General features: G+C 40.4%; 1 protein-coding gene and 1 pseudogene. Both read right to left on the reverse strand.

The window, feature by feature from the left end:
* Nucleotides 1–132: 132 nt before the first annotated feature.
* Complete coding sequence (locus ACFIM8_RS09165; protein WP_375614837.1) at nt 133–537, reverse strand: hypothetical protein; 405 nt, start codon at nt 535–537, stop codon at nt 133–135.
* Between the two features lie 20 nt (nt 538–557).
* Nucleotides 558–872: pseudogene (locus tag ACFIM8_RS09170) on the reverse strand (filamentous hemagglutinin); the annotation flags it as partial.

Below are 872 nucleotides of genomic sequence, written 5' to 3' on the forward strand. Positions count from 1 at the left end.
GCCTGTTGATATTTTATCTCCGTTTTTCAAGACAGTTCTGAACTGAGTTGAGATGGTAAATTGAGAAAACAATCCCGCCATTCCAAGTAAAGGCAAGGATGGCAGATTGTTGGTCATTACAAACAGCAAGACTTAAGGTTTGCATTCAGGTGCATTTTTATATTTTTTACAAAAAGGGCTATTTAAGCGCTTCTTGACACTGCGCTGTGGAACAACAGCGCCTGGACGACAAATGGGAAGATCCTCGGCTTTATGATTTACACACCAAGTTCCCCCTCCCACTTTATCACGAAAACCTGATTGAATCATACAAGCTTCTATGGTCGCTATTGCATTGTAGCTGAGCTTTCTGCTTTCTGGATCAGTATCATAAGGGGTTGGCATTCCACATTCTAATAAGGCTTTTCCTACCTCAGTAAAATCAGTAACACCATTTTTCTCCCACGTAGCTATCTCTCCTAGAGGAGGTTTATCGATATTACATCCAGTTACACTCACCAAAACTATTCCACTTAATAACTTTAAAATGTGTTTCATTTTTTACTCCATTATTTAATTCAAGGTTTTTGTTCACGATGAGATAAGCCGTAAAACTTTTGGCATTTATAACCCACATCTCCAAGGCAAGTATGGGAGCTTATGGGATTCATGATCACTCTCCACCATTCTTTCCACATGTTACTGCCAGCAGGTATTGTCTCGTAAGTATAGCCATTGCCGCCAATAATTCTGCTGACAAAGTCGTATCTATGCCCATCAAAACCAATCGCGGTTTGTTTGCCGTCACTCACATAACCTAACAGACCGGATGCAACTAAAACATTAAAGGCTGGTCCATAGAGATTGATAGTCGTGTTTTCGTTGGCTATACC

The sequence above is a fragment of the Bartonella sp. AC535YNZD genome (genome assembly GCF_042196625.1).
GTDB lineage: Bacteria > Pseudomonadota > Alphaproteobacteria > Rhizobiales > Rhizobiaceae > Bartonella.

Excerpts from the sequence above, each read along its gene's own strand:
- ACFIM8_RS09165 (WP_375614837.1), bottom strand. The coding sequence starts at position 537 with ATGAAACACATTTTAAAGTTATTAAGTGGAATAGTTTTGGTGAGTGTA.